Source organism: Paenibacillus sp. J2TS4, assembly GCF_018403245.1.
Classification (GTDB): Bacteria; Bacillota; Bacilli; order Paenibacillales; family NBRC-103111; genus Paenibacillus_L.
The window spans coordinates 40,277-63,638 of the sequence record NZ_BOSH01000011.1; the positions used below are offsets into that span (position 1 = coordinate 40,277).

Consider the following 23,362-nt stretch of genomic DNA (forward strand, 5'->3'; position numbering starts at 1 on the left):
AAACCTAAACTATAGTCCCAAAAAAATAGTTCTAAATGACTGGTATAAAATGTATATCATTTTTTGACAAATTGTTATATGATAGTTGCTGTTTGTATCTTTTGGAGTGCTAGAATCGACACCTTTTACTGTTAAACCACTGCGGGATCGGCTCGATTTTTGGCGATACCCGCCTTATTATGATATCCACTTTCCATTTATATCCAAATAATTAAGAGGGTATTGAAAGATCCATTCCGTCAGTGTACCACAATGGTATGAAAGAGTTACACCTACAGCACACCTAATTCATGGAGGGTAAAGAGAAGAAGATGAAGAAAAGTCGAAGTATGCGTTTTACACTAACCCTAATTATGCTTTCCATTCTAACGGCGTTATTTCCCGTTACTGGATTCGCGGAGACGAGCACCCAGGATATCGCGACTAGGCTCTCCGCACTGGATTGGGTCGAAGGCAATGGACAAACCATAGATTTGGGCAATGGTCTGGCTGAGCTAAAGCTTGGAGAAGGCCTGCTGTTTCTGAACGACAAGGACTCTAAAGCTTATCAAACCATTACAGGCGGCGTGCCGTCTGACAGAGAAATCGGAGTCGTCTTTCCCGAGGCGGAAGATCAGCTGTGGGCTGTATACTTCGAGTATGAAGAAACCGGTCATGTCAGTGAAAAAGAAAAAGACAAAATCGATGCCAAGAAGCTTCTGAAAAGCTATAAGGACGGAACCGAAGAAGTCAATAAAGAGTTGCCCGAGGAACACCGGTTATACGTCGATGGATGGGATGTCGCTCCTTTTTACGACGAAAATCTTCACAGCTTGTCCTGGTCGCTGCTTGCGCATGACGGCATGGGGAATAAGCTGATTAACTACAATTCCCGGGTTTTGACGCGGCTGGGTGTCGTGTCCGTTGTACTCGTATCGGACCCCGAGCATTTGGACGCCGACCGTAAAATGATGGAAGAACAAGTTCTATCGGCTTTCCAGTTGAAAGAAGGGCACCGCTATGAAGATTTCGACGAGAGCACGGACAAGAAGGCGGAGTTCGGATTAAGCGGATTAATCCTTGGAGGCGCTGGGGTACTGGCTGCCAAAAAATTAGGCGTATTCGCGACTCTGCTTCTCTTCTTGAAGAAATTCTGGATAGTCGTCATTGCTGGAGTTGGTGCACTATGGGGACTGATCAAAAGACTTAGTGGCAAAAAGGAGACGGCAGAAGAAGCGGCAGGACTTGAAATGAACACAGACTCCGCTGGCGAAGCTCCTTCTGATTCACGCGAAGATCGGCCTTGATAAGCCCGAAACAGGGGAGGGGATCCTTCAGCGGTTAAGACCGCTGAAGGATCCCCCCTCATTTTTTCACCAAAGATTTCATTGTGCAGGCCCTCGCTTATCATAAATTCTAACACAAGCCAACAGGGAATAGCCCTCTTCAAGGATGAAGAAGGCTTAGATCACTTACTATGAACAAGGCCAACAGGTCCTGGTCTACCAATAAAGCTTCCAATCTTTCAGCACACGGACAAGAGCCTCGAAATAATAGTAATCTCCCCAGATGCAGCATTCGTCAACACCGTTGTTCAACGGTTTGCCGTACACGGCATGAAGAAGAATTCCGTTCGAATGAGGGGCGCTTTTCGTCGTATAACGCTCGGTCAGCGACTTCAGAATATGAAGAGAAGCATTCTCGTAAAGCCGCTTATTCTCGTTAATAAGAGGAAGATGCTTCGCCAGCTCCAGCATCCCGCATGCAGCTATCGCCGCAGCCGAGCTGTCCCTTTCCTCTTCACCCGCGGTAAAAATCAAGTCCCAATAGCAAACATAATCTTCCGGAAGCCGGTTCAAATAATAATGGGTTACCTTCTGCCCGAGATCGAGCAAGGACGCCTCTCCCATGTAACGGTAGCTCAGCGGAAAGCCGTAAACGGCCCAAGCCTGTCCTCTTGACCAGCACGAATCGTCCGAGTAGCCTTGCGCCGTTTTACCGTATTTAGGCTTGCCCGTTTCCACATCCATGTAGTAGGTATGATAGCTGGAAGAATCGTCGCGTATCAAGTACCGGGCCGATTGCCGAGCATGGCTCTCCGCTGCGCGGTAATACGCGGGATTACCCGTCATTTCGGAAGCCCAGTATAGAAGCGGCAGATTCATGCAGCAGTCAATAATCATTCGTCCGCGCTGCTGCGGGTTATTTAGATTTCCCCATGCCTGAATAATTCCAGCGGTTTCGAAATAACGTTCCATTAACAGATCCGCGGCTTTAAGAGCGGTTTTCTTGGCCTCCTCATTGCCTGTCAGCTTATAGGCGGCAATGCAGGACAGTGAATAAATAAACCCCAGATCATGGGTTTCGGTGCCGATTCTTTCATCGACCCGTTTACGATACGTTTCCAGTTGGATTTCCGCTGTTCTACGGTATTTCTCGTCACCCGTTACCTCATAAGCAAGCCACAGCATCCCTGTCCAGAACCCGGGAGTCCACTCGATATTGTCCCACGGCTCGTAGACGTTGCCTTTGCTTGCGGGCGACGGAAATTTATCCGTAAACCCATCCAGGTTGCGGTCGATTTGCGCCAGAACATGCTGAATCGCTTTTTCAATAAACGCTTTATTCAGTACAGGAGGCTCTGCAAATTTGCTTTTGTCGCGGATTCCTTCATCGATTACATGATTTCCCAGGATCATAATCTCCTCCATAGATTAACGACCGTCCACGGAACGAACAGCCGTAGTAAACTTCATACTTTCCTTGAAACTGCATCGTTATTTCCTTCTTTGACACCGCAGCGTTATTTCCTTCTTTGAAACAACACTTTAATTCATTGTGTGAGAAAATAGAAGCACGATCGTGAAGATCACGGGCCGGCCATCGTTACTTAAGCCGTAGTCGCCTCCGCCACCCGCACGACATAGTTAACGCCATACGGAAACCCGGTAGCGTGAAACCGGAGTGTTCCGGTTTCCCCATCCTGGGTGAACGACAGCTCTTCCCCGTTGTCCAGCCAGCGGACGGATTCGACTTTCCGCTGCAGGCCAGTGAATGTTTTTTCTCCGGCTCCCCCACCATTAACGGTCACATTCGCATGCCCGCTAATTTTGAGATGGTATATGAATAAATACAGCTTTCCATCGGAAGTCTCTAGCGCGAAATTGTCGCCTTCCCCTTCTATGTCGCTCGGCTTGCCCTCATAGATCGGTTGACCGAATATACGAAGCCAATCTCCTACCATCTCCAGCATCGCCGTTTGAACGGGAAGAATTTGCCCTTCTGCGGTCGGGCCGACATTGAGCAAATAATTCGCCCCGACTTTGCGGCATGCGCACAGACTCTCAATGAGAGCCGGCACCGACTTGTACATGAAGTCGGCCTTCCCGATCCCCCAATGGTCGTTGATCGTCTCACACATTTCGGCAGTCACGTATTTGCTCATTCCTCTGCGATCCATCGGCTTGGGACGGCCCTGTTCGTAGGTGACACTGTCAATCTCGGGATGCCCCACCTCGCCCCTATGCTCGAGTCCCGTGTTGTTGACGATCATCGCTTCCGGCTGCAGCCTGCGGATCATCCCGTACAGCTCATCCAGCTTCCAATCTTCTTCGGGTTTATCCCAATTCCCGTCGAACCAGAAGCCGCCTATCGGCCCATAGCGAGTACACAAAATTTCTACCGATCGGTAAAGATAATCCAGATAAGCTGTGAAATCGTTCACATAGCTCTCCTGATACCAATCCAGGGTCGTATGATAGAACATGGGCAAGAGCCCTTCTTCTCGGCAAGCATCCACAAATTCAGCGATCAGATCTCGCTTCGCTGGGGTGTGGAGTGCGTCATACTCGCTCAATCCCCGGGTATCGTATAGAGAGAAACCATCGTGATGTCTGGTTGTGATCGTAATATAATTCATTCCGGCTCGTTTGGCCGCTCGCGCAATCTCCTTCGGCTTGAATTCGGAGGCCGTGAACGTTTCCTTCAGTTTGGCATATTCGGGTCCGGGAATGTTGCCGATCCGTTGAATCCATTCTCCCTGTCCGAGCTGAGAATACAATCCCCAGTGAATAAACATGCCGAAGCCCAGCTTCTCGAATCGCTCGACTCTCGGCTCAGGCGCCGGAATTCCTGCTTTCTCCATACCTATCCCCTCTTTCACCATTTCTTGGACTTACAGCCATAGGATAACCTCTAGACTTCGATGGTCCCCGGATCCACCCGAACCAGCATGACTGAGCGCAGCTTCACTTTGTCCGCCTGCCAAATTTCGGTAAATGGCGGGTTGCGGTCTTTAATCAGGGCCGATTTCAATGTTAATGAATAGCTTCCCGGCTCGGCCAGCTCCACCTCTCCAAGCACGGAATGAACTTCTGTATAAGGGTGCTGGCAGGCCGGAGAATCTGTTATAATCTGATCCTCTTGTGGCAAGCCGGCGATCCACCGCCCGGCGAAGGCAAGCTTCACCCCGCCCCGGAACTCCTCCTCCAGAGTGGCGTCCGCTCTCTTGAAGCTGACCAGCATCAACCGGTAGGTTCCTGGCTGAGGGATCGTCACCTTCCACTCGGCTTCTCTTGCCAGGGCGGCCTCCTTCGCCTCTGCTATTCCATGGCTTTCTGTAATGCGACCGCTAGTCACATCCACCTTCAGCCTCCCGCAAGGCAGCATCGTAAATCCATTATCGATATCGTTCTCTCCCTCCAGCTCAAGCACGATAACCGAAACATGCTGATCAGGCGCGTGAGCCGGTAAGCCGATCGCCAGCGTATGCAGCTTCAGGCCTTCGTCAAAGCTTTGCTCCGTCTCCAAAGCTTGCTTGTCTGGATCGGCCAGCATGTATGCCTTGCTAACCTTGTTGCGGACACCTCCCAGAATTAGCCGTCCTTCTGCCGGCCATTTGTTGTTATACACATGCATATACAAGCGGCCCGGCTTGGCGGTAACGGCTCCCCAATCGAAATCATACGGATACGGGCTGGCTGACGATTCGTAAATCGCCTCCGCATTGCGACCGGTCCATTCCCCCAGCTCCCGCAACCGCTTCACCGATTCCCCGGGAATCGTTCCCTCCGGCGACGGTCCTACATTGAGCAGCAGATTGCCGCCCTTGCTCACAATATTGACCAGCTTGCGGACGAGCGATTCGGTCGTCTTCCACACCTGGTCCTTCAGGCTGAAGCCCCACGTCTGGTTAAGGGTCATCGGCGTTTCCCACGGACGCGTATCTTCGCCATACATCGGTGTTTCGTTGTCGCCCTTGGATTGGTAGTCGCCCATCCCCTTGAAGTGGCTGACGCGGCTGTTTATCAGACAATCCGGCTGCAGGCTGCGCACATGCGCAACCATATCCTCGCTGTCCTCCCGGGACAATCCACCGGCCGTATCGAACCACAGGAGTCCAATCGGTCCATACTCCGTCAGTAGCTCCTTGATTTGCGGCTTTGCCAGACCATTCCAGTATTTGGTGAATTGCTTCTCTTCCATTTTGTAATCCCATGTATTATTGGCCGCATTGTGAACTGAATGAGGATGATGCCAATCGATAACATGAGAGTAATAGAAGCATAGCCGGATTCCTTCTTCACGGCATGCCTCGGCCAGTTCTTTCATCGGATCGCGCTTGAACGGGGAAGCATCGACAATATTGAACGGCTCGACGGCAGAAGGATACATCGCAAAACCATCGTGATGCTTAGCCGTAATGACGATATATTTCATTCCCGCTTCTTTGGCGATGCGCACCCATTCCCGCGCGCCGAACTGTACCGGGTTGAACTGCCCGGCCAGTTTCTCGTACTCTTTCACGGGAATTTTCTCTCCGTACATATGCCATTCGCCTTGTCCGGGTATGGCATATAACCCCCAGTGAACGAACATTCCGAATTTCGCTTCCGTCCACCATTTCATACGCTGCTCTTGCTTAACTTCCGTTGAGTTCGACAATTGGCTCCTATCCTTTCTCCCTTTATGGTTCTCATGGCTTTAATCCCGCCGTAAACATCCCTTAACACTAACCTATTCATGCCGGCCAGTATGGAATTCATCTTTATGGGCTGAGCTCGTTCGTTCATCGCTTCTGGGGACGGTCATCGTTTCTGACGATGGAACCCGGGTCCCCTGACCACGGACCAGCCCCCACGGCGGATAAAGCGCCTGCCGGTGAATTAGCTGTTGAACGTCCCGTTCACGTCGAGAGTTTGGGCCTCCACCTTTTTCTTTCTCCGGCTGCCCGCGATTTTCTCCTGCAGCTTCTCGTAATATAGCTCCTCGTCGATCGGGAATTCCACCCAGTCGTCCGTCCATGTAGACAGGTGCATCGCATTGGATAAAGACAGCCCTTTAATGCCTTCTTCTCCCGGAGCCAGCAGCGGCGTTCCGTTACGAATGGCATCTACAAAGTTTTGAAAAATAACGATATGCCCGTCCTTGGCCGGTTGACGCACCGGTATTTCGCATTTCCAGCATTCCGGCTGGCCGAAGCCTCCGGTAAAGCTGCGATTGAATTCCGGTTCGGAAACCGTTAGCCGCCAGAACGTCATCTTTCCGTTCTCGATGACGATTTTGCCGCGATCCCCGGTCACTTCGTAACGATTCGTTCCCGGAGCTTCCCCCGTCGTCGTCACGAACAAACCGGTTGCCCCGTTCTCGTATTCGACATAGGCGGTCACATCGTCCTCTACTTCAATATCGCGATACTTGCCGAAGTGGCAGAACGCTCTCATCCGCTTGGGCATCATATCGACCGTCCACTGCCACAAATCCAGCTGATGCGGGTCCTGGTTAATCAGTACGCCGCCGCCTTCTCCGGCCCAGGTCGCTCTCCACGTTCCGGAATCGTAATAGCTTTGGGGACGATACCAGTTCGTGATGATCCAGTTGGTCCGCCGGATGTTCCCGAGTTCCCCTGATTGGACCAGTTCTTTCAGCTTCTGGTACAGGGGAAGAGATCGCTGATTATACATCATGCCGAATACTTTCCCGGATAAGGCAGCCGCTTCATTCATTTCCCTGACCTGCTTCGTATAAACTCCGGCCGGCTTCTCCGTCAGAACATGTAATCCCCGCGCGAACGCCTGGATGGCTATCGGCGGATGATCGTAATGCGGCGTAGCAATATAGACGGCGTCCACACACTCCGCCTCCAGCATCGCTTCTACACTATTGAACAAACGCACGTTTTCTCCCAAATGGTCTTTCGCCCAAGACAGCCTTGCCGGATCGATGTCGCAAGCAGCGGCTGCCCGCGCTCCCGCCACTTCATTTTGCAATAAATAATTAGCAGTCATCGAACCCATATTGCCCAATCCAATAATTCCGATTCTCACTTCGTTCATGGTCGATTTCACCCTTATCAGACAAATTTGACTTGCAAAATTCTAACTTGGAGTTCGGGCAGGGAATCGCTGGTGTCGCGATTTTATTTTTACCCGATATTCATTGGAGTGTAAAAAATGGGCAGGGTCTTGTCCTCCTGATTTAACCCTGCGTCCATTCTGTAAGGAGACCAAAGTCCAACGGCGTATCCCCCTGGCGGCATGGCCGGAAGACCGTCACAAATTCTGCCTGCTTGACCCCGGATCGTCTGCGAATAAGGGCGCTCCTCCGTCCGTTTTCCGGCATGGCCGGCGATTCAGCCAAATAAAGGAGTGAGGCTTCCCCGTCCCAGCCGTATACTTGCATACGCTCGCTCTCCCCTTCGTTCTCGTCCCATTTCCATTCCAGCATCCACGCATTCCCGCATCCGTCGATGTTGACGATTTCCTTGAGATAAGGATACCCGTCCTCGGAGGATAGTCTGGAAGGGTCGACCGGATGAAAGCGATGCGAAGGATGAGCGACCGGAATCCCCGGCGTATGCATCACCCAATCGATGACCTGCTCGCGATCGCAGGTTACGGTGCAAATGTCGATCAGCATGTCCTCCGCCAGTGTAACCCTCCGCTCGATCCTAACTCCTTCATAAGCATCGGCTACTTCGGCGATAAGCCGGATGACGCCGTTGTCCTCCTCTGCGGTACGCAGAGTTCCGTTCGAAGCGCTCTGCGAACGCCCTCCGATGACGATCGTGTTATGGGCGATCGTCTGCCGGAACCAGGCATCGTGCAGCGGATTGTTGTACGGCAGCATTCCGGCATCGGTCAGCCAGCAGCGCCCCCCCGCATAATACATCAGATGAAGCTTGTCGTAATGACCGTGCCAATCGCCATGCTCGCCGTAGTCGAGATAAACCGATTGCGCGGCCGGACTGTCCCCGGTTCGGGCGACCGCCATTCCCGGCTTGTGCAGCAGACAAATCGACGGCTTGTTCGCAGGATTGCCCCCGCCATTCGACACGTCATTCATCACGCCAAATCCCCCGCCCGCTCCGGATTCCAGCGGCCGCCCGAACAGCAGACTATACAGCGATGTACGCTCCGACTCTGCCAGCAGTTCCTTCCCGATTCCGTATTGAGCATAAGCAAATTCAAAGAGGTGAACGTGGTCGCGCAGATCGACTTCGACGGAATCGTGGATAGCCGGGAACGTATAATCCGGCCAACGAGCTTGAAGAGGAATGCGGAACATGGCCGCGAATTTGTCATGCTCGTACAGCTTTTCTCCCAACCCAAGGGCGCACCAGACGATCGACAGTTGGGCCTCCAAAGTATAAAAATGATAGCCCCAAGCTCCCTCGAACCAGAATCCATCCGTTCCAACGCTGCGCTCCATCTGAAACAGGAAGCCGTTATCCGGATCGTGCAGGGCACGGTTCAGCAGCGACTTGTCCTGCACAGCTTCGGCCACTGCGGCCATAGCGAAATTATGATAAGCCTGCCAGTTCGATTCATAGCGCGGATTGCGATTAATGACTTCTATCGCCGGATAGAACAGCTGATTCGCGATGATATTCTGCTCTTCCTCCGTGAGCTGCCCGTTCAACCGCAGCACGGTAAACGCCTGAGCCAACGGCCCAAGCCAGGCCGCCTCGGACAAGGTCTGATTCTGCACCCTGGCCCCGTATTTTCCCGCCTCTCCCCCTTGTTTGCCGAATATATCGTGGAGGACAAAGGAGGAATACCGTTCGGCATAGAAGAGCAGCACCTGCCTCGCCCAGTCCGCCCATTTCCGTTCTCCGGTCACCGCATACAGAATGGCGGCAAGCCGGGTGCGGCTGCTGTATGAGCTGTGTTCCCCTTCGATAGCTGCCTCGTCCCAGGGCGAACCGCTCCAGACCTGCGAACAGACGCGGCACAGATGATGATGACGGTCTATCCGCTGCAGCCGCGCGCCATCGTCCGGACAGAAGTAATTATGAACGAAGCCGCTTGGCGTAAGCGGAATATCGAGAGGAAGCTCCAGGATCGGCTCAAGCCCGTCGGCCAGAAACATCAAAGCCCGCTGCGCCCAATCATATTCGGACACCCGTTGTTTCAGGTCGTTCTTCCATCCCGTTGTTCCTAATGGATACATTTAACTCCCCTCCATCTACAAGTTTCACTTTCCGCGAATCCACTGCAAAAGTGCAGCCTTTGAGTGAGATATTGTCCGATGGCTGCTCATGTACTGCAAAAATACAGTGGTTTCGGCCATTTCGGGCTCGATATGGGATGAACTGGTGATTCTACTGTATTTTTGCAGGCAACCTTCGAAAACGAAGGGATTCTTACTTTATGTACTGTATTTTTGCAGTAGATTCAGGCCACCACCGCTAGATGCCGGCCAACAGGCTTATTTCCCCGACAACCGATCGGCCAGTTTGTTCAAATGGTCTAAAGACAGCTGCAGACTGTCCATCGGATTGCCCGGACACCGGTCCTGCTCCACGGCATACCACTCCACTCCGTTCTGCTCTCCCCATAGCAGGATCGGCTCGAAATCGATGCTTCCTGTGCCAATCTCCGCCGTTTCCTCCCGTCCATCCGTCGTCATATCCTTCAAATGGATAATCGGCATCCGATTGGAGTAGCGGCGGATGAATTCCAGCGGGTCCTTGCCGCCCTTCTTCACCCAGTACGTATCGATTTCGGCAAGTATGGCATTGTCGGCTGCAGGCTCCAGCAAATATTCAAGCGCCGTCACCCCGTCTACCTCGGTAGCGAATTCGAACGCATGATGGTGATAGGAGAAGCGGAAGCCTTGCTCGCCGATCTTGCGGGCAATATCGTTCAACTCGCATCGCATCCGGCGGTACCCTTCCGGATTCTGGTATTCCTGCGGCATGTAGGGGCAGATGATGTCGTTGGTGCGGAACATCCGGGCCTCCGCCAGCACGGTATCCAGCTCATCCCGCAGTCTATCGAGCAGAACGTGGAAACCGGCCGTAGCAAGGCCTGTCTCCCTAAGAGCGGCAGCGATGTCGGCTGCAGGCCACCCTCTAAGACCGGATATTTGCACGGCAGGCCAGCCCATCGCTTTCAAATCTCTGAGAACCCCCGGAAAATCCTGCTCCGTTTCTTTATGCACGGTCATCAACTGCGCGGCAAACTTGTGTTTCATAGTGATTCCTCTCCTCTATAAATGTAAAATCGTCGTCTTTGTCTTGGCCTGGGGGCGCAGCTTCCTTCAACGCATCGTTCTCCGCAAGCCTGAAGCCATAAAGAATGCCTTCGTTATGACCGTTACGTTACGATAGGCAGGCAACATCCCCGCCGGAATATATCAGCGGGATGTAAAAATCAGAAGCCGGAAGTTAGAGCTGACGCATCCACTTCCGGCTTTTTGTGTCGCAAGGAAGGGCGCTTCCCCTTATTTCTTGCTCGCGTTGTATCCATCCATATATTCTTTCAAAATTTGTGCTCCGATTCCGTTGCTCCAAGCGTCAATTTCCGCCTGAACGGCTTCCCATTCGCCTTTGCCCATGACATAATTGGTCGATGCTTCGATCAGTTTTTTAGTGTGCTCCGGGTTTTTACCTAAAGTTTCAGATAGAATGGAAATGAATGGGTTTTCGACTCCCGCTTTTTCAAATTCGTCCAATACCGCTCTCTGCTCTTTGCGGATTTCCGGAATCAGGGAGGAAGCATAGTAGTATTTGTCATATTCGTTCTGCAGAATCAGAATGGCCGGCTTCTCTTTATCAAACAGCTTCTTCTGTTCGTCGTTCCGCTCGATCTCCCCGGTTTCCAGATTGTACTTGTCATAATGAATACCTTCAATCCCCGCCTTGGAGATAATGGTCGCTTCCTCGGAGGCGCTCCAGTTCAGGAATTCGACGATCTTCTCGGCCTTCTCCTTAGGCACTTTGGACGGAATGACCCAGATGCCGAAGTAGCCTTCGATCATCTGCACTCCCTTATCGCCGTTCGGTCCTTCAATGAACGGGATACCGACCAATTCTGCATTCGGATCGGCCTTCTTCATGACGGACATGTTGCTGTCATCCAGCATGCCTACGTTATCAACCATGGCTCCGGCCATCCCGGACTTGAATTTGTCCTTGGATTGAACGGTTTTCGTTACCGGGGCATCCTTGTCAATCAGGCCACTCGTATAGGCCATTCGGATCCAGTCCAGATAATCTTTATATTCCGGCGTCTGGAAGTAGGCCACCGCTTGGCCGTCCTCTACCTTGTACGAGTAAGGCAGCCCGAAGGAGAAGCCGATCGGGTTCAGAGAACCGAACCAGGGAGAGTTGAACGGTCCGGCCACCATCGGAATCGTATTGCCTCCGCCAGCGGGATCTTTCTCCTTGAATACCTGCAAGGCGTGTGTAAATTCATCGAGCGTTGCGGGCACAGGCAAATTATACTTGTCGAGCCAGTCCTTGCGGATAAAGATGTTGGAGTTCCCTCCTCCATAGATTCCCCGCGGTCTGGGAATGCCGAATGTTTTGCCGTCGACGGTCGTGTTGTTCCAGGTGTACTCGGGGATTTTCTGAAGATTGTCGTTCTTGGCGACCAGCTCGGTCAAGTCATGAAAAGCTCCTTGCTTAGCCAGCTTCACATACTTGTCATCCTTGCCGTCTGTCAGCAGAATAAGATCGTACTGGTTCCCGGCCGCAATCGCAATATTGACCTTATCGGTATAGACGTCGCCCGGGACGACCTCCAGATTCAGCTTGATGTTCGCCCGCTTCTCTATTTCCTCCAGAGTCTTGTTGTTCTCCAGAATAGGCGGTTCTCCCGCGGCCAGAATGGTCAATGCTTTAATCGTCGTCGGCTGACTGTCACTGCCCTCCTCCTTCCCTGAAGAAGAGGTCTGACCCCCTTTGTCCCCGGAGGCGCATCCGGCTGCCGTTCCCATGGCCAATGTAAGAGCTAGTGAAATGCTCACCCATTTAGTAATCTTCATTCTATTAACTCCCCTCGTAAATATCGGTTGTTGAATTTCTGCGGTTCGGAATTCGATGCAATCAGAAGGGTACTCCTATTCTTTAATGGATCCGAGCATCGCCCCCTTCGCAAAATGCTTTTGCAGAAACGGATAAACGAGCACGATAGGAATCATCGCTACGATAATAGCTGCCATCTTGACGTTATCGCCTACCTGGCTGACCAGCTCGAAGTCCAGATTCGCCTCATTCGTAAAATTGGAGTTTCCGACGACAACCATTTGCCGCAGCAGCACCTGGATCGGCCATTTTTCCGGATTGCTCAAATAAATGATCGCAGAGAAGAAATCATTCCAGTATGAAACCATGAAAAACAGGGAGAAGGTGGCGATGATGGGCATGGACAGCGGAATGACGACAGACCACAGGATCCGCATCTCTCCCGCCCCGTCAATCCGGGCCGCTTCGTCAAGGCTCTCCGGGAGATTCTGGAAGAACGTTTTCATGACCAGAATCGTAAATGCATTCGTCGCCGCGGGCAAAATAAGAGCCCAATAGCTGTCCAGTAAGCCCAAGCTTTTGACCAGCAAATATTTCGGAATCATCCCGCCGCTGAAAACCATAGTAAACAGCATTAGCAGGAGCATCAGTCGGCGTCCGGGAAGTGTCTTCCTGGAAATCGCATAAGCCAATGTAATGGAGACGATCAGGTTGACGAACGTGCCGAGCGCCGTTAAATAAATCGAATTGCCAAGGCTGCGAACGAACTGATTCGTCGAGAACAGATAACGGTACGCTTCCACCGTAAATTCCTTAGGAAAGAGATAGAATCTTCCGCCGACCGATTCACTGACCGGGCTTAGGGAAACGGCAAGCATGTACCAGAAAGGTATAACGACCAGCAAGCATAGTCCGAACAGGAACAGGACATTCATGCCGTCAAAAATCGATATTTTCCGTAATTTCATGTGGGTCCTCCCTAGAATATTCCCTCTTCGTTAAAAAGCTTGGCCATAAAATTGGCGATCAGCATCAGAATCAAGCCGACTACTGAATTAAATAGACCTATCGCAATACTGTAGCTGAATTCGAATCGCTGCAAACCGACCTTGTACACATAGAGATCAAAGACGTTCGAGACGCTCTCATTGAAGTTGTTCCACATCAGGAACACCTGCTGGAAATTGGAATCCATGACCGACCCGAGACGAAGAATGAGAAGAATAATGATCGTGCCTCTTATACAAGGAAGAGTAATATGCCAAATATTATGCCATCGGTTCGCTCCATCCACCTTGGCTGCTTCGTACAGCTCCGGATTGACTCCGGCCAACGCCGCGAGAAAGATGATCGTTCCCCATCCGGCATCCTTCCACATTTGTTGAAACAGGACAACCGGACGAAACCACTCGTTACTCATCAGGAACGGGAGATTGTTCTGCACCCATATCTCGAGATAATGGTTGATCACTCCGGACGGCCCCAGGAAGATGAATGTAATTCCGACTATAATGACCCAGGATACGAAGTGAGGAAGATAGAGCACCGTTTGCACAAAACGCTTATATATGCTGGAGCGGACTTCGTTAAGCAGGAGCGCCAGAATAATCGTAAAAGGAAAGTAGAATAGAAGATTATACAAGCTCAGCAGTAAAGTATTCCTCAATAACTCCGAGAAGGTATCTTCGCTGAAAAATCTCTGAAAATGCTCCAGGCCTACCCATTCGCTCTGCATAAATCCGAGGTAAGGACTGTACTCCTGAAACGCGAGCAGAACACCCCACATCGGTCCATAATGAAAGATCAGAAAATACAATATTCCGGGTGTTGCCAATAAATAAAACCATAGATGCTTGCGAAAGGTATGCTTTCTTAATGAACCCTTCCCTATATGCTGCGTATTTTTGTTCAAGGAAACCTCTGCCATGATTCACCCTCCACTTTGTCTAGTTCCGGCAGAACCGAATATACATGAAAGCGCTCTACCCCTCAACATGAAAGATTTGTAAGGACTGTATTTTTTAGCTGAACAAAAAACTGCACTCCATGCAAAAATATGCACTTGTCCGCTTTTTCCCTTATTTTATAAGGGTTTGCGCGGTCGTCTTACGCCAAACACCGCGCGTCGGGAGTTTCGCGCGATGCGGAAAGCCTAACCGTATTCTCCGCCTTGTTGTCATTTTTTGCACCTGGGAAAAGTGCGAGTAGAAGGGTGGCGTCTAGGAGAAAGGTAGCGTAGCGTCTAGGAAAAGTGCGACTAGTAGGGAAGCGTCTAACTGGATTTTATGTAGGTAAATGGAAGCTAACGGGGCAAATGTACCAGACTAAATGGAAAAACTACATTTAAAATGGAGATTTTTTGCGGATACCCCGCTTTTCAAACTAAATAGATGGAGGTTTTCCATTTAGTATTCGTTTTTAATCTCGAAGGGAGCAAATTAGCCGCATGAAATCCATTTAGATCCCCGATTGTCAGAGTAGACCGCTAATAGGTTATAAATCTTTATAATTCAAATATATAAAAAGTCCGCAAACGCAAATAGATGCGTCACGGACCTTCTCTGTACATTTCCCGATATTTCGTCGGGGTTAGTCCTTCATGCTTTTTAAACACCCGATAATAATAAGAAGGCTGGTAACCGACACGGTAAGCAATGTCGTTCACTTTATCATTCGTCGTAAGCAGCAGCTCCTTCGATTTGTCCAGCCTCAGTCGGGTCAGGTAATCGATGAAGTTGACACCCGTCACTTCCTTGAACCCGGAGCTTAGCTTGTAAATGCTGATGCCGAACCGATCGGAATACGATTCCAGGGAAATATCCTGCGCATATTCCTCCGCCATCCAGGCAATGACTTTATCCACGGTTTCCTTCATCCATTGATCCTGGACCTGGCTCATCGTTTCGGTCATGGTGTCCATGTACATTTCCAGCTTTTCTTTGAACCAGGCCAACATTTCATCCGGCTCGCGCAGTTTATTAAGCTCGTCATACAGATTCGGGCTGCTGTACAGCCCCTGAGGACTGAAACCGGACAGAAGGATGTGGTGAAGCAGGACGCCCAGCAGTTGGTTCATCCCTTGACGCACGACGATTTCCTTCTCCCCGTTGGTGGTCAGCTCCTCCACAAACCGGCGAAGCAGATTGACCGCTTCGTCGCGCTCTCCCGAACGGACGCTGCGCACCCATTCTTTTTCCAGCGCGAACGGATACAGGCTGACTTGAGGATGTCCTCCCATTTGCTCAAGATCGAGAATCTGGTTCATTTCCTGCACATTCCGGAAGCCGAACGACAGGTTAACTTCCCGGTACGCTTCAGGCAGTTCGGAGATGGATGACGTCTGGCTGGCCAGGCCCACCAGAACATTCATTCTGAGAATAGCCGACAGCGACTGAATCAGACTGTCCCCGAACTCGTACAGCTGCTGTCTCGTTTCCTCCGGCTCGAGCTCCTCGGGCATGACTACCAGAATACTGACCGACAGCTCCTGTTCATTCACTATTTCCGCTTGCTCGAACCTTCCCGTCGCCAGCTCCGCAATAACATTGGAGGCGGCAAACGTAACCAATTGCTCGTCGCCTTCGTCGAACCGGTCCAGCAGCTTGGAGAACCCTAGCAATCGGACCACCAGCAATTGGAACACCTTCCCTTCGGTGTCCCACCCATATTGCTCCATCCGTCTGCGCAGTTCATCCTCCGTCAAATGATTCAAATGATCATGCAGCAATTGGAAGAGGAAGATTTCCCGCAGATTGACCAGATTCTGCTCCATTCGTTCATGCAGCAGCTTGCTCTCGCTGTTCAGGAACTGCCACTCGCGCTCGATGAACTCAATCTCGTCTTTGGTAGCATCGGCCGCATCGTTCCTGGACGAACGGAAAAGCTGCATGAGCCGGACAATGGGCTGGTACAGCTTGAGCGAGGCAAACCAGGAGAGACAGATGGCTACAACCATCCCCAATCCTCCCACGGCAAGGAGAATGCGGGAAGTGTATACGACCGGCTGCGTCAGATTGGACAAAGAAGTTGCCGATACATAGATCCAGCCGGTTCTTGGAATGGTGCCGAAGGAGACCGTATACTTCTCCCCGTTCCATTTTGTATAGAAGGAGCCGCTCTCCCGGTTCTGCTCATTCACCTGCTGGCGCAACATATATTCGAACGGACGGTATTCCGCCTCTTTGGCATACTCCGGGTCCAGCCAGTCTCCGTTACCCTTGAGCATAAAGGCGGTCGCTTGAGAATCGTGCTCCGTCTGAATCAGTTGATTCATCGCCTCTTCGTCGATGATCGTCAGGAAATAACCATAGGGAGCCTTGTCCGGAACCAGCCGTATGAGCGACAAATACCCTTGGGCGACCGTCCAGTACTGCGGCATTTCTTTAATGTACAGCGAACGGAAAAATTCCAATTCCTCGGGATTATTAATCGGGACGGCCACGTTGGCTTTTAACGGCGAAATATAGAGGCCGGAATCGGGAAGATAGAGCCGGACTTCGCGGATTAACGGATTGGAATCGCCCATGATGAGCAGCATTTTGGCCAAATCATGAGTAAACACAATCTCTTTCTTGAACGATTCGATCGTCATTTCTCCCAGATTTCCTTGCAATATCGGAAAAAATGTCCACATCGTCGACATTTTCTCCAGCTGCAGCAGCTGCTCCTGAAGCTTGTCCGCCATCGTTTCGAGGCGAAACTCGTGAGCCCGGTGAACCTCCTGCTCGATCTGCTTCGTACCGACATAATAAGTCGCGATCGCAAGCAGGGCCGTCGGAATACTCGTCACCAGGAGCAATATAATCAGGCTCTTGCGGTAGAACCCGTTTTGCCTTGTTCTTAACAGGCTGGGCAACACCTTGTGTTTAAATGGAGTGAACATGTGGCCTCCCAAGGATAAAAGGCTCCGCCGTCCATGCTATATAAGTGGCACTAAAGAAAGCGATCATTCCGTTCCGAAGGAAAGTGCCTCCGAAGCTTCAAACATCATACTCCTTCCCCAAAAAGTGAAGATGAGCTTCGAAGCAATTCCAGGTACTTTTCGGGGACCCCGATCAAACCAATAGCCCCCCTTCTATTTGGATGGGCCTTCGGATGGTAGGAATACAAAGCCAAAACTCGCCCTGGAAGCATCTTTCTTTCTCCACTTCATGAGCTTTGAAATCTTTAGTGCCGAGTATATAGAAGAATGACATAAGCCCGTTTCTCAAAAATATATCGTTTCCTGAAGAATGACTTTGTTGATTTTACTTGTGGAATCTTGCGAAAAAAAGGGTGTAGTTCGCAAGACCTGGAGAATAACTATAATTGCAGAAAACCCATTCTACACATTAGCATGTAGGCGTTTACTTTTCAACTATAATCCAGAGCGGGCTCTCTGCTGAATCAGACGGAATTGGTGCGGCGAGATGCCCATTTTCTTTTTGAACAACTGGCAAAAGTACGACGGATTCGTCAGCCCGACCCGGATTCCGATTTCCTGAATCGAGAGCGGTGTCTTCGTCAGCAGCAGACAAGCCTGTCTCACTCGCGCTGCCTGCAGGTAGTCGGAGAGGGTGCTGCCCGTCATTTCCTTAAACCGGCGGGATAAATGATAAGGGGATAAATGAAGAGCCTTGGCCATTTTCTCCAGTTGGAATTCCTCCTTATAATGCTCGTCCAGCCATTGCATCATGGTCTCCGCCTGATGAGGTTGCCGGTTAGGGTATCGGGAGACTCGCCGGGCTTCCCGTTCTCCGCGTTCCTGCCAGATAGGCTTAAGCATCCTGAGAAAGGATACCGTGCAGTGGATGATCAGCTCGGCCTTCTCATCCGGCGGGGCGCTCTGAATCGCGCTGCTGTAATAAGCCAGCTGCGAAACCAGCAGATCTTCTTCAGCGATCCCTTCGATCAGCTTCATCGACAGCTCATGATGATAGAGATGCTGGTAAAAAGACTTCAACGCAGGATACGGCTCCATATAAGGCTCCAAGAGCTGAGGATCGAAAATAAGCAGAGACCGGATGAATGGGGCAGCTTCGGTCACTTCGATTTGAACACGATGCAGCTGAAAGGGCTGAAAGAAGAGCAGGACACCCGGACGGATCGCAAACGTCTTCCCGTCGGTGATCAATTGCCCCGTCCCTTCGTGAACATAGACGAATTCCATTTCTTTATGGGCGTGGAACGTCTCGCGGAATGTTCCGAACGTCGTTTTTTTACTGTCCAAGATCAGCATTTTCCCGTAATGGTACAACTTTCTCCCCCCCACCGGCTGCCTTCACGGTTTTTCTTCTATTTTTGATCCTACCACAAATAAGGTCCTTGTAGTTATTCCTTTTCAGAGCCCATAGGGTGGGAATACATGGTTCGGTGAAGCGCAATATGACGATATTTTCGGGCAATGAAACCACACATAGCCGCTACCTAATGAAATACACTCAAGACAGCTTAAGATTAATCCAAATTGGAGGGTTCAGGGATGAAATTAACACGGGAGCAAGTAAAGCGCTTTCAAGAAGATGGTTACGTTGTAGTGGACAATGTGCTGAGCGAGGAAGATCTGGCGCCGGTCATCGCGGGAATATCCCGCTTCATCGATCAAAGAGCCCAGGAATTGAAGGCGGAAGGAAAGCTGCAGAAATTATATGAGGAGGAGCCTTTTGAGCGCCGTTACTCGTTCTTATATGCCCAGACCAAGGAGATCGGCCAAGGCTTGGACATTATGTATTCCCGCATACCGGAGGTTTTCCGTTTTCTGCTGAACCGGAACCTGCTCGATGTGGTAGAGAGCCTGCTAGGTAATGAGATTATATGCAATCCGATTCAACATTTGCGGGCCAAGGTGCCTAATCGGACGTTCGGGGAGGAGACGCCTGAGCATTTTTTGAACGTGCCCTGGCATCAGGATGCAGGGGTAACTTTGGAGGAAGCGGACGATTCGGATATTGTGACGTTCTGGATTCCGCTAGTCGATGCCGTAGCCGAAACCGGATGTATGGAAATCATTCCGGGAGTTTTCCGGAACGGTTATCTCCAGCATACGGCCAAGGACGGTTTCACGATCGTCCCGGATCAATTGCCCGACCAGCCGGCCAAGCTGGCTCCGTGTCCCAGAGGCGGCATCGTCATCATGAACAAATATACTCCGCATCGCGGGACGCCTAACGTATCGGACATTATCCGCTGGAGCATCGACCTGCGCTATCACAAGGCCAACCAGCCTTCGGGCAGACCCTTCTATCCATCCTTCGTGGCACGAAGCGCTGCGAATCCAGACAGCGTCATGGCAGATTACGACGAATGGTGCAGATTATGGGATGAAGGCTTGAAGCGCGGGGCCGGCAAGCAGCTGCATCGGGTCTGATCCGCGCGCCGGCTTCCGGCGGAGAAGGAGACTCCCGGGAAGGCGGGTCTCCTTCTTCAGCCGGCAGCCCCGGCTGATAAGTTCTAACGGCGGCAGTCAAGCTGCCACCCTGACCAGTGGAAGGGATGGAGGCGGACACCCCGCCTTGCCGTATCCTCTAACTATTCCCGGCAGCACTGGTCACCGGATGCAAACAAGCTTTAACCAAATGAACAACCCTATATTGATCCTCGGGCGATAGATTGGAGCCGGAAGGAAGACATAGTCCGTTCTCGAACAGCCGGTCCGACACACTTTCCCCCGGTTCATGCTCGTAGTAGGGACAGCCCGAGAATAGAGGCTGCAGATGCAGCGGCTTCCAGACCGGTCTCGCTTCAATCTGCTGCGCCGCCAGAGCATCGACCAGCTCCGCCGGAGAAACTCCGTGCGCCTGCCGATCAATGGTCATAGTCGTTAACCAACGGGTGGAACGGCCAAAGGCCGCCTCCGGCATAAATTGGACTCCCTCGACATCGGAGAAAGCATCATAATACGCCTGAAACACTCTACGGCGGGCTTCCACCCGATCCTCGAGCACCCTTAATTGTCCCCGGCCAATCCCGGCCAGCACATTGCTCAGCCGATAATTGTACCCCATCTCGCTATGCTGATAATGACGAGCCGGATCACGGGCTTGAGTAGCCAGAAAACGCGCTTGTTCCAATGCCTCCAAATCGTCTGAAACCAGCATGCCGCCGCCGGAGGTCGTAATGATTTTATTCCCGTTGAATGAAAAGACGCCATATTTGCCAAGTGATCCGCTTCGCTTCTCCTGGTAAGTAGCACCGAGCGATTCCGCCGCGTCCTCGATAATCGGCACTTCATATTCGTTGCAAATAGCAAGCAAAGGCTCGAAGTCGGCACTCTGTCCGTATAAGTTGACGACAACGACCGCCTTCGGCAGCTTGCCCTGGGCTGCGTGCTCGGCCAAGGCTCTCTCCAGAGCCTGAGGAGACATATTCCAGCTTCCCGGCTCAGAATCAATGAACACCGGCTTGGCGCCTTGATACAGAATGGGATTGGCGCTGGCGACAAAGGTCAAGGTCGAGCAGAAGACCAGATCGCCCTCGCCCACTCCGATTAAACGCAGTGCCAGATGGATGGCCGCCGTTCCGGAGCTGAGCGCCACCGCCCCTTGGGTGCCTGCATAACTCGCCATTTCCTGTTCAAATGCGTTGACATGGGGACCCAGAGGAGCTATCCAATTAGTATCGAAAGCCTCGCTGACGAAAGGACGTTCAAACTCCCCTATATGAGGAGGGGAGAGATAGATTCGTTGATTATTGCTCATCGACAGATTCCCCATTTCTTTTAATAACTTTGGCTGGAACTCCAACGGCCGTCACTCCGTCTGCCATTGGATGGATGACTGCCGCCCCTGCACCGATCATAGCGTTCTCTCCGATGGTCACTTGTTGAATGACCGAAGCCCCGATGCCCAGCCAACTGCAGCGGCGCATCACCACGGAACCGGCTATGTGAGATCCGGGCGACAGATGAACCCCTTCTTCCAACACACAATCGTGATCCACCGTACTCCCGGTGTTCAGTATGCTGCCCCGTCCAACGACCGCTCCGGCATTGACCGCGCAGTTAGCCATAATTACGCAGCCCTCGCCAATATAGGCATGCTTGCTTATCCAGGCTGAAGGATGAATAATAGACGGCAAGGAATAGCCTGCCTGCTGAAATTTAGCCATCCATTCCATTCGGACTTGGTTATTCCCAATGGCAACAACCACATCCGGACGCTCCCCGTCCGCCAGATAGGCCAGCTTCAACTCTCCGTCTCCCAGGCCGGCGGGCTTCAGCTTCCCGACAATCGGCCAGCCCAGTACAGGAGGAGCGGGATAGCGGTCGTCCAGAAATGCCAGATCCGTCCACTTCCCCATCTCCATCGCTGCATCCGCTACTACCTTGCCGTGACCTCCCGCACCTATAATCAGTAACTTTGCCATTATCCTTCCGTTCCTTTAAAGGGCTCCATGGTTGCTTGTCCTTGCTGGTTGATCCCTTCTGATTTAATGACTTTGTAGAAGGTGAGCCAAAGAATTTTAATATCCAGCCAGAACGATTGGTGATCCACATACCAAACATCCAACTCGAATTTTTGCTCCCAACTGATGGCATTTCTGCCGTTCACCTGCGCCCATCCGGTAATACCGGGCCTTGCCTCCTGCCTTCTCCTCTGCTCATCTGTATACAGAGAGAGGTATTCCATAAGCAGCGGCCGGGGCCCGACCAGACTAAGGTCGCCTTTCAGCACATTAAACAATTGAGGCAGCTCGTCCAAACTGAATTTCCTTAGTAATTTGCCAAAGGAGGTCAGCCGGACATGATCCGGCAGCAGGGCTCCCCTTTCATCCCTTTGATTGGTCATCGTTCGGAATTTATAGACATAGAAAGGTTTGCTGTGAAGGCCCGGACGCATCTGCTTAAAGAGAATGGGTGAGCCAAGCTTGATACGGACCAGACATGCGACGACGATCATAAGGGGCGATAAGACGGCCAGCAAGCCCAAAGCCGCCGTCAAATCAAACGCTCTCTTGAGAAAGCTCCCGAGCCGGGAACGGGAACGCTTGCCTCGTCTGGCCCGGCCTGGTTTCGTCAATTGATCGAACAGCTCCAATTGCTTGCCAATCACTTTTTCTTCATTAAATAACTCCTCGACCATTTCTCGGCTTTTTTGCCCGAACACGATCCGCTTTGCTTTGTCATCCACCAACTGGAGCATATGAAGGAACAAGTCTTCACTATCTTCCTTTTCTACCAGATAGCCGTTATGCCCGTGAACGATCTCCTCCCTGCAGCCTCTAATATTGGTGGCAATAACCGGTTTGCCCATCGCCATAGCCTCGATGATCGATCTGGGAAGGCCTTCCCGGTAAGAAGGGAGCACATAGACATCGCTAATCGATAATAGTTCCGGAATATCCTTACGAAAGCCGGGGGTGATTATACTCGAATCCTGGAGCAACTCCACCAGCTTCCGATTCGCTTCCTGATCTCGATCACTGGCCAGGACATCGCCGATCATAAGCAATTTGGCTTGTGGATGCTCTTGCTTCAACCGATGGAAGGCTTCCAGCAGTTCGAAGATCCCCTTTTCCCTAACAAACCGGCCTATAAAGGAAAATACAACATCGGAATCGCGAAGCTTGAACTCCTTCTTTAACAGAGCAAGCGAAGCCTCGTCCAGGCATTCCTCATTAAATTTGTTGTAAATGTCGACTCCGTTGCTAATATGGATAATCCTCTCTTCCGCTTTAAACCGATCCTGCACGCAAAGCTCGTAATCTTCCCGGCTCTGCAGCAGAAGCCAATCGGTTATCCATCGCGCGCTATATTTCTCAAGCCCGTAAAAAAACTTGTATTGGGCAGAAGACATCCCTTCATGAAAATAAAACCCGTGAGCGGTATAAATAATATGTTTGACTCCTGCCAGTTTGGCCGCGACCCTTCCAAGCAGTGCAGCTACAGGCGTATGAACATGGACGATATCGTATTTCTCCTGCCTCATCAGCCGGTAAAGAGCCATTATCGATTTCAGGTTGGAAACGGGACTTATTTTTCTTGCGATAGGCACCTCGATCATGGTCAGCCCTTGACGGGTCAGCTCGGCAAACCGCCCCGTATCGGTGCAGGCATTATGAACGGTATAACCTGCAGCCATAGACGCTAGAACCATAGGCTTTAACAAAGCGTCCACGGATACATCAATGGCGCAAACTTGCAAGATTTTCGTCATT

At 51.4% G+C, this 23,362-nt stretch carries 16 protein-coding genes; 2 read left to right on the forward strand and 14 right to left on the reverse strand.

Features of this window, described 5'->3' with window-relative positions:
- The first annotated feature begins 311 nt into the window (after window positions 1–311).
- Window positions 312–1,286, forward strand: coding sequence for a DUF2167 domain-containing protein (locus KJS69_RS20785; protein ID WP_213585713.1), 975 nt, complete (start codon window positions 312–314; stop codon window positions 1,284–1,286).
- 195 nt (window positions 1,287–1,481) lie between these two features.
- On the opposite strand, the gene KJS69_RS20790 is transcribed toward KJS69_RS20785, so the two are convergent.
- The 11 genes from KJS69_RS20790 to KJS69_RS20840 form a co-directional block, all read right to left on the reverse strand.
- On the reverse strand, window positions 1,482–2,678 hold the full coding sequence (locus KJS69_RS20790) for a glycoside hydrolase family 88 protein (protein WP_213585714.1): 1,197 nt from the start codon (window positions 2,676–2,678) through the stop codon (window positions 1,482–1,484).
- A 191-nt stretch (window positions 2,679–2,869) separates the two neighbouring features.
- Window positions 2,870–4,123 (reverse strand): alpha-L-fucosidase, encoded by a 1,254-nt coding sequence (locus KJS69_RS20795; protein WP_213585715.1) that lies wholly within the window; start codon window positions 4,121–4,123, stop codon window positions 2,870–2,872.
- A gap of 50 nt (window positions 4,124–4,173) precedes the next feature.
- The gene (locus KJS69_RS20800; protein ID WP_213585716.1) at window positions 4,174–5,922 is read right to left on the reverse strand and encodes an alpha-L-fucosidase; all 1,749 of its coding nucleotides are present in this window, start codon (window positions 5,920–5,922) and stop codon (window positions 4,174–4,176) included.
- A 221-nt stretch (window positions 5,923–6,143) separates the two neighbouring features.
- A complete protein-coding gene (locus KJS69_RS20805) occupies window positions 6,144–7,313 on the reverse strand; it encodes a Gfo/Idh/MocA family protein (RefSeq protein WP_213585717.1) in 1,170 nt (389 codons plus the stop codon).
- 142 nt (window positions 7,314–7,455) lie between these two features.
- A complete protein-coding gene (locus tag KJS69_RS20810) occupies window positions 7,456–9,429 on the reverse strand; it encodes a heparinase II/III domain-containing protein (RefSeq protein ID WP_213585718.1) in 1,974 nt (657 codons plus the stop codon).
- A gap of 258 nt (window positions 9,430–9,687) precedes the next feature.
- Window positions 9,688–10,455: a sugar phosphate isomerase/epimerase family protein gene (locus KJS69_RS20815; RefSeq protein ID WP_213585719.1), complete on the reverse strand. Its 768-nt coding sequence runs from the start codon at window positions 10,453–10,455 to the stop codon at window positions 9,688–9,690.
- A gap of 249 nt (window positions 10,456–10,704) precedes the next feature.
- A complete protein-coding gene (locus KJS69_RS20820) occupies window positions 10,705–12,249 on the reverse strand; it encodes an extracellular solute-binding protein (RefSeq protein WP_213585720.1) in 1,545 nt (514 codons plus the stop codon).
- Window positions 12,250–12,324: 75 nt separating this feature from the next.
- Window positions 12,325–13,197, reverse strand: a complete 873-nt coding sequence (locus KJS69_RS20825) for a carbohydrate ABC transporter permease (RefSeq protein WP_213585721.1) — start codon at window positions 13,195–13,197, stop codon at window positions 12,325–12,327.
- An 11-nt stretch (window positions 13,198–13,208) separates the two neighbouring features.
- On the reverse strand, window positions 13,209–14,156 hold the full coding sequence (locus KJS69_RS20830) for an ABC transporter permease (protein WP_213585722.1): 948 nt from the start codon (window positions 14,154–14,156) through the stop codon (window positions 13,209–13,211).
- 621 nt (window positions 14,157–14,777) lie between these two features.
- The gene (locus KJS69_RS20835; RefSeq protein ID WP_213585723.1) at window positions 14,778–17,111 is read right to left on the reverse strand and encodes a helix-turn-helix domain-containing protein; all 2,334 of its coding nucleotides are present in this window, start codon (window positions 17,109–17,111) and stop codon (window positions 14,778–14,780) included.
- 474 nt (window positions 17,112–17,585) lie between these two features.
- Window positions 17,586–18,464 carry an AraC family transcriptional regulator gene (locus tag KJS69_RS20840; protein ID WP_213585724.1) on the reverse strand — a complete coding sequence of 293 codons (879 nt, stop codon included), beginning with the start codon at window positions 18,462–18,464 and terminating at the stop codon, window positions 17,586–17,588.
- 225 nt (window positions 18,465–18,689) lie between these two features.
- On the opposite strand from KJS69_RS20840, the gene KJS69_RS20845 reads away from it, so the two are divergent.
- Complete coding sequence (locus KJS69_RS20845; RefSeq protein WP_213585725.1) at window positions 18,690–19,574, forward strand: phytanoyl-CoA dioxygenase family protein; 885 nt, start codon at window positions 18,690–18,692, stop codon at window positions 19,572–19,574.
- A gap of 157 nt (window positions 19,575–19,731) precedes the next feature.
- On the opposite strand, the gene KJS69_RS20850 is transcribed toward KJS69_RS20845, so the two are convergent.
- Genes KJS69_RS20850 through KJS69_RS30040 form a run of 3 tightly spaced genes read right to left on the reverse strand, consistent with a single transcriptional unit; the run spans window position 19,732 to window position 23,361 of the window.
- On the reverse strand, window positions 19,732–20,904 hold the full coding sequence (locus KJS69_RS20850) for a DegT/DnrJ/EryC1/StrS family aminotransferase (protein WP_213585726.1): 1,173 nt from the start codon (window positions 20,902–20,904) through the stop codon (window positions 19,732–19,734).
- On the reverse strand, window positions 20,894–21,571 hold the full coding sequence (locus KJS69_RS20855) for an acetyltransferase (RefSeq protein WP_213585727.1): 678 nt from the start codon (window positions 21,569–21,571) through the stop codon (window positions 20,894–20,896). Before KJS69_RS20855 ends, KJS69_RS20850 begins: the two co-directional genes overlap by 11 nt.
- On the reverse strand, window positions 21,571–23,361 hold the full coding sequence (locus KJS69_RS30040; protein WP_213585728.1) for a sugar transferase: 1,791 nt from the start codon (window positions 23,359–23,361) through the stop codon (window positions 21,571–21,573). The genes KJS69_RS20855 and KJS69_RS30040 overlap by 1 nt, the downstream gene beginning before the upstream one ends.
- Between the last annotated feature and the right edge of the window lies 1 nt (window position 23,362).

What these genes read in the sequence shown, in the direction of transcription:
- KJS69_RS20785 (WP_213585713.1), top strand. Translation starts at nt 312, where the DNA reads ATGAAGAAAAGTCGAAGTATGCGTTTTACACTAACCCTAATTATGCTT.
- KJS69_RS20790 (WP_213585714.1), bottom strand. Translation starts at nt 2,678, where the DNA reads ATGATCCTGGGAAATCATGTAATCGATGAAGGAATCCGCGACAAAAGC.
- KJS69_RS20795 (WP_213585715.1), bottom strand. Translation starts at nt 4,123, where the DNA reads ATGGAGAAAGCAGGAATTCCGGCGCCTGAGCCGAGAGTCGAGCGATTC.
- KJS69_RS20805 (WP_213585717.1), bottom strand. Translation starts at nt 7,313, where the DNA reads ATGAACGAAGTGAGAATCGGAATTATTGGATTGGGCAATATGGGTTCG.
- KJS69_RS20810 (WP_213585718.1), bottom strand. Translation starts at nt 9,429, where the DNA reads ATGTATCCATTAGGAACAACGGGATGGAAGAACGACCTGAAACAACGG.
- KJS69_RS20815 (WP_213585719.1), bottom strand. Translation starts at nt 10,455, where the DNA reads ATGAAACACAAGTTTGCCGCGCAGTTGATGACCGTGCATAAAGAAACG.
- KJS69_RS20820 (WP_213585720.1), bottom strand. Translation starts at nt 12,249, where the DNA reads ATGAAGATTACTAAATGGGTGAGCATTTCACTAGCTCTTACATTGGCC.
- KJS69_RS20825 (WP_213585721.1), bottom strand. Translation starts at nt 13,197, where the DNA reads ATGAAATTACGGAAAATATCGATTTTTGACGGCATGAATGTCCTGTTC.
- KJS69_RS20830 (WP_213585722.1), bottom strand. Translation starts at nt 14,156, where the DNA reads ATGGCAGAGGTTTCCTTGAACAAAAATACGCAGCATATAGGGAAGGGT.
- KJS69_RS20835 (WP_213585723.1), bottom strand. Translation starts at nt 17,111, where the DNA reads ATGTTCACTCCATTTAAACACAAGGTGTTGCCCAGCCTGTTAAGAACA.
- KJS69_RS20845 (WP_213585725.1), top strand. Translation starts at nt 18,690, where the DNA reads ATGAAATTAACACGGGAGCAAGTAAAGCGCTTTCAAGAAGATGGTTAC.
- KJS69_RS20850 (WP_213585726.1), bottom strand. Translation starts at nt 20,904, where the DNA reads ATGAGCAATAATCAACGAATCTATCTCTCCCCTCCTCATATAGGGGAG.
- KJS69_RS20855 (WP_213585727.1), bottom strand. Translation starts at nt 21,571, where the DNA reads ATGGCAAAGTTACTGATTATAGGTGCGGGAGGTCACGGCAAGGTAGTA.
- KJS69_RS30040 (WP_213585728.1), bottom strand. Translation starts at nt 23,361, where the DNA reads ATGACGAAAATCTTGCAAGTTTGCGCCATTGATGTATCCGTGGACGCT.